This is a genomic window from Variovorax sp. P4_D9, assembly GCF_056401695.1.
In genome coordinates this window covers 1-4,425 of the sequence record NZ_JBFUIU010000723.1, presented here as the reverse complement: position 1 = coordinate 4,425, position 4,425 = coordinate 1, and the positions used below count along the sequence as shown (strand labels likewise).

Annotated in this window: 4 protein-coding genes and 1 pseudogene; all 5 read left to right on the top strand. The window is 62.0% G+C overall.

Annotation, left to right across the window (positions count from 1 at the left end):
• Positions 1-225: pseudogene (locus AC1DY5_RS43595) on the top strand (ABC transporter substrate-binding protein); the annotation flags it as partial.
• 58 nt (positions 226-283) lie between these two features.
• A complete protein-coding gene (locus AC1DY5_RS43590; protein ID WP_478120634.1) occupies positions 284-1,207 on the top strand; it encodes a branched-chain amino acid ABC transporter permease in 924 nt (307 codons plus the stop codon).
• Positions 1,204-2,982, top strand: coding sequence for a branched-chain amino acid ABC transporter ATP-binding protein/permease (locus AC1DY5_RS43585; protein WP_478120633.1), 1,779 nt, complete (start codon positions 1,204-1,206; stop codon positions 2,980-2,982). Before AC1DY5_RS43590 ends, AC1DY5_RS43585 begins: the two co-directional genes overlap by 4 nt.
• A gap of 14 nt (positions 2,983-2,996) precedes the next feature.
• The gene (locus tag AC1DY5_RS43580) at positions 2,997-3,707 is read left to right on the top strand and encodes an ABC transporter ATP-binding protein (protein ID WP_478120632.1); all 711 of its coding nucleotides are present in this window, start codon (positions 2,997-2,999) and stop codon (positions 3,705-3,707) included.
• 32 nt (positions 3,708-3,739) lie between these two features.
• A partial coding sequence (locus tag AC1DY5_RS43575) for an MBL fold metallo-hydrolase (protein ID WP_478120631.1) occupies positions 3,740-4,425 on the top strand: 686 nt, incomplete at its 3' end.

The window sequence follows — 4,425 nt, the reverse complement described above, 5'->3', positions numbered from 1 at the left end:
AAGCAAGCCAACAGCTTTGACGGATCAGCCGTTCGTCTCGCGCTGGAGGACCTGAAGACCCCGGTCCAGGGTGTTCTGAAAACCTACGACAAACCCTTCAGCAAGACCAACCACGAAGCCTTGACGGCCAAGGACCTGGTGTGGATTCGCTGGAAGGACGGCAAGCTGATGCCGTACACGGACTCGATCGTCGGCTCGCTGGCTGGCGCGGACTTCAAGCAGTAACGCGAATCGCGTATCCGGGCCGCATCCCGCGGCCCGGGCAATCATCTCGGAGGCAACTATGGTTGAGGCGCTCTTACAAGCGATTCTCAGTGGCTTGGCCGTGGGCGGTGCCTACGCGCTGGTCGCCCTGGGTTTCAGCATCACTTTCACGACGACCAAGACACTGAACTTCTCGCATGGCGAGTTCGTGTCGGCGGGTGCATTCATCGGCATGAGCGCGCTCTTCCTGGTCCTCGGGCTTCCTGTGACGTCGACCACATTCGGTCAGGCTCTGCCCGGCGCTGGGGCCCAACTGCTCGCCCTCGTGGCGGCGCTGGGGGTCATGGGCCTTCTGGGATGGCTTCTCTATGCGATTGGTGTGCGCCCCTTCGCGGGTCGGCCAGGCATGGCCTGGGTCATGAGCACCCTCGGCTTCGGAGTCATTTTGCAAAGCATCGGCTTGGCCATTTGGGGACCGAAGCCCGTGGTCGTACCCGGGCCGGTGGGCGACGAAGTGATCCGACTGCTCGGAATTGGCGTCCGTCCCCAGGAGCTTCTGACGCTGGCCGTCGCCGTGGTCATCATGATTGGCTTCGACTTCGTCATGAATCGAACCATGGTGGGCAAAGCCATGCGTGCAGTGGCCGCGAACGGCAACGTGGCCAGCCTCATGGGCATCAACACCAACGCCGTGATGATCGGTGCCTTCGTGATCAGCTCGGCGCTCGCTGGCCTGTCCGGCTTCCTCCTCGCGCCGATCGCCCAAGCGTCGCTCTTCATGGGCCTGACGGTGGGCCTGAAGGGATTCTCTGGCGCCATGATCGGAGGCCTTAGCAACCCGCGTGGCTGTGTGATCGGCGGGTTCGTTCTCGGTGTCTTCGAGTCGTTGGTCAATCTGTGGCAGGCCCAGTGGCGCGAGGTGGCCGTCTTCGCACTCGTGATTCTGGTCCTTGCGTTCCGTCCGACAGGTTTGTTCGGCAAGAAGCTGGTGGAGAAGGTATGAAGCGCACTCAACATCTCTTGGGCGTCGTGCTCGTCGCTGCTGCCCTGGTCGGCATCACGTCCCTGTTCGGCAACGACTACTACCTGCGCATCGTCTTCATGATGTGCGTCTACTACCTCTGCGCCGCCGGYATGAACGTGCTGGTGGGCTATGCGGGGCAGAAGTCGCTGGGCCAGGCAGGGCTCTTCGCTGCGGGAGCCTATGCGGTTGCACTGCTGACGACGCGTACCGAAATGAACCCATGRCTCGCGCTTGTGGTGGCAGCCGGTATCTCTGCGGTTTGCGGCGTCCTCATCGCATTGCCATCACTGCGAGTGAAGGGGCCATACCTCGCCATGGTGACGCTGGCGTTCGGCATTGTTGTGGAAAAGCTCGTGGGCGAATGGACCGACGTGTTCGGCGGCGCGCAAGGGATTTACGGCATCAAGGCCCTGACCTGGGACGGGCAACCATTGACCTCGTTGCAATGGGTCTGGCTTGGCATTGGCCTGTGCGCTTTGACTCACCTCTTGTTGCGTAATCTGCTGCAGGGTCGGTTCGGTCGCGCGCTGCTCTCGCTGCAGGCTGACGAGATTGCCTCATCCTCGGTGGGTGTTCGGGTCTACCGCGCCAAGGTCATCGCGTTCGTCGTTGCGGCTGTCACCTGCGGCATCGCTGGTGCGCTCGTCGCCCAACAGAACCAGTACATCAACTCCGACTTCATCACTTTCCATCTGTCAATCTTCATCCTTCTCTTGGTGTTGTTTGGCGGAGCGGGATCCCAGTATGGGCCGCTGGTCGGGACCGTCATCCTGACGGCGGTCGATGCGGCCCTGGCGCGCTGGCCCTCGGCGCAGCATTTTCTCTACGGCTTCCTGCTGCTGTTCGCGCTCTATGTGATGCCAGGCGGCGTGACCGGTCTGTTCTCGAAGTGGTTCCGACGTTCGACCGAGACGCCCGAGACATCGAACGCGGCTGCCGCTCCCACACGCATCGGCCCGGAAGGCCAAGGCGAGTTGCTGGTGGTTCAAGGAGTCACCAAGAACTTCGGCGGCGTGAAGCCAGCCCAGAACGTCTCGTTCCGACTGCAGCGCGGGCATATCCACGCGTTGATCGGGCCGAACGGCGCCGGAAAAAGCACGATGATCAATATGCTGACCGGGCTGATCGATCCGACCGAAGGTTCGATCCAGTTCCTTGGCCAGGAAGTCTCTGGTCAACCTGTGCACTCCATCTGCTGCATGGGCATGGGACGCACTTTCCAGAACTTGCGTCTCTTTGCTGAACTGTCGGTGCTCGACAACGTCATGTTGGGCCGTCACAGCAGAATGACGAACGGGTTTTTCGCGTCGCTACTCCACCTGCCGAGCGCGAAGAAGCAAGAGGCCGCTACGCGTGCGCGCGCCCTGCAGTTGCTGGATTTGGTGGGCCTGCTGCATCTGGCGCACCAGCCTGCGGGAAGCCTGCCCTACGGCTTGCAACGCCGCGTCGAACTCGCACGGGCACTGGCGACCGAACCGCAGCTCCTTCTGCTCGATGAGCCTGCTGCAGGTCTCAACCCGCAGGAGACGGCCGAGCTCGGTCAGCTGTTGCTTCGCATCGGCAAGTGCGGTGTAAGCATCTTGATGGTCGAGCATCACATGGATCTCGTCATGTCGATCTCGGACCACGTCATCGTGCTCGACTACGGCATCAAGATCGCCGAGGGCAAGCCCTCCGAGGTGCAGGCGAACCCCCGTGTAGTCGAAGCCTATCTTGGCGTCGACGAGCCCGAAGAAGCGCTTTGCGCAGCCTGAACCAGAAAGTCAATATGCTGAAACTCGAATCAGTCAAGGTTGCCTACGGCGCGATCCAGGCAGTCAAGGGCGTGAGCATTGAAGTGCGCAAGGGCGAGGTGGTGACCATCATCGGCGCCAACGGGGCAGGCAAGAGCACCTTGCTCAAGAGCATCTGCGGGTTGGAACCCGTCAGTGAAGGTCGCATCCTGCTCGATGGCAAGGACATCACGAACGTCGCATCGCATCAGCGTGTGGGCCTTGGGGTCGCGATGTCCCCTGAAGGCCGCGGCGTATTCGCCGATCAGACGGTGCGCGAAAACCTGATGCTCGGTGCCTATTCGCGAAAGAGCGACCCAGCCGCCACGGCGGCCGCCATCGAGCGCGAATTCAAGAGGTTCCCGCGTCTGCGGGAGCGCCAGGACCAGTTGTCCGGGACCTTGTCCGGCGGTGAGCAGCAGATGCTGGCGATCTCCCGTGCACTGATGAGCGACCCTCGCTTGCTGCTGCTGGATGAACCCTCGCTCGGTCTGGCGCCCTTGATCATCAAGGACATCTTCAATGCCATTCGTCAACTGCGCGAGGCCGGCCTGACCATCTTGCTGGTCGAACAGATGGCCAAGCAGGCACTCGGCGTGGCCGATCGAGCCTACGTGCTCGAAACAGGACACATCACCGCGGAGGGCACAGGTCGCGCACTCCTCAACGATCCCAAGGTCAAGGCGGCCTACCTCGGCACGCACTGAYTCATTTAAACCGTCCACACAAGGAGTACCCCATGACCGAAACCAAAAAGTTCGCGAGCCAGGCCGACCTGGAAGAAAAGAAAGTCACCTTCAGCCAGATATCCGAGCACGCCTGGGCATACACGGCCGAAGGCGATCCGAACACCGGCATCATCATCGGTGACGACGCCGTGCTGGTTGCCGACACACAGGCCACGCCGGCCATGGCGGCCGATGTCATCCGTCGCATTCGCGAAGTGACCGACAAGCCGATCAAGTACGTCGTGCTGACCCACTACCACGCGGTGCGTGTGCTCGGTGCCAGCGCGTACGGTGCGGAACACATCCTTGCGAGCCAGGACACGTACGACCTTATCGTGGAGCGTGGCGAGCAGGACAAGGCCAGCGAGATTGGGCGCTTCCCACGTCTGTTCGCGGGAGTCGAGACCGTGCCACCCGGCATGACCTGGCCCACCATGACCTTCACCGGAAAGATGACGATGTGGCTGGGCAAGCTCGAAGTGCAGCTACTGCAGCTCGGCCGCGGCCATACGAAGGGCGATACGGTCGTGTGGCTCCCTGGCGAGGGTGCATTGCTGTCAGGTGATCTGGTCGAGTTCGGCGCGACACCATACGCTGGCGACGCCTACTTCAAGGATTGGCCCAAGACGCTCGAAAACGTGGCGGCGCTCAAGCCCAAGGCGCTGGTACCTGGCCGCGGTGCCGCGCTGACCACGCC

Excerpts from the sequence above, each read along its gene's own strand:
- AC1DY5_RS43590 (WP_478120634.1), top strand. The coding sequence starts at position 284 with ATGGTTGAGGCGCTCTTACAAGCGATTCTCAGTGGCTTGGCCGTGGGC.
- AC1DY5_RS43580 (WP_478120632.1), top strand. The coding sequence starts at position 2,997 with ATGCTGAAACTCGAATCAGTCAAGGTTGCCTACGGCGCGATCCAGGCA.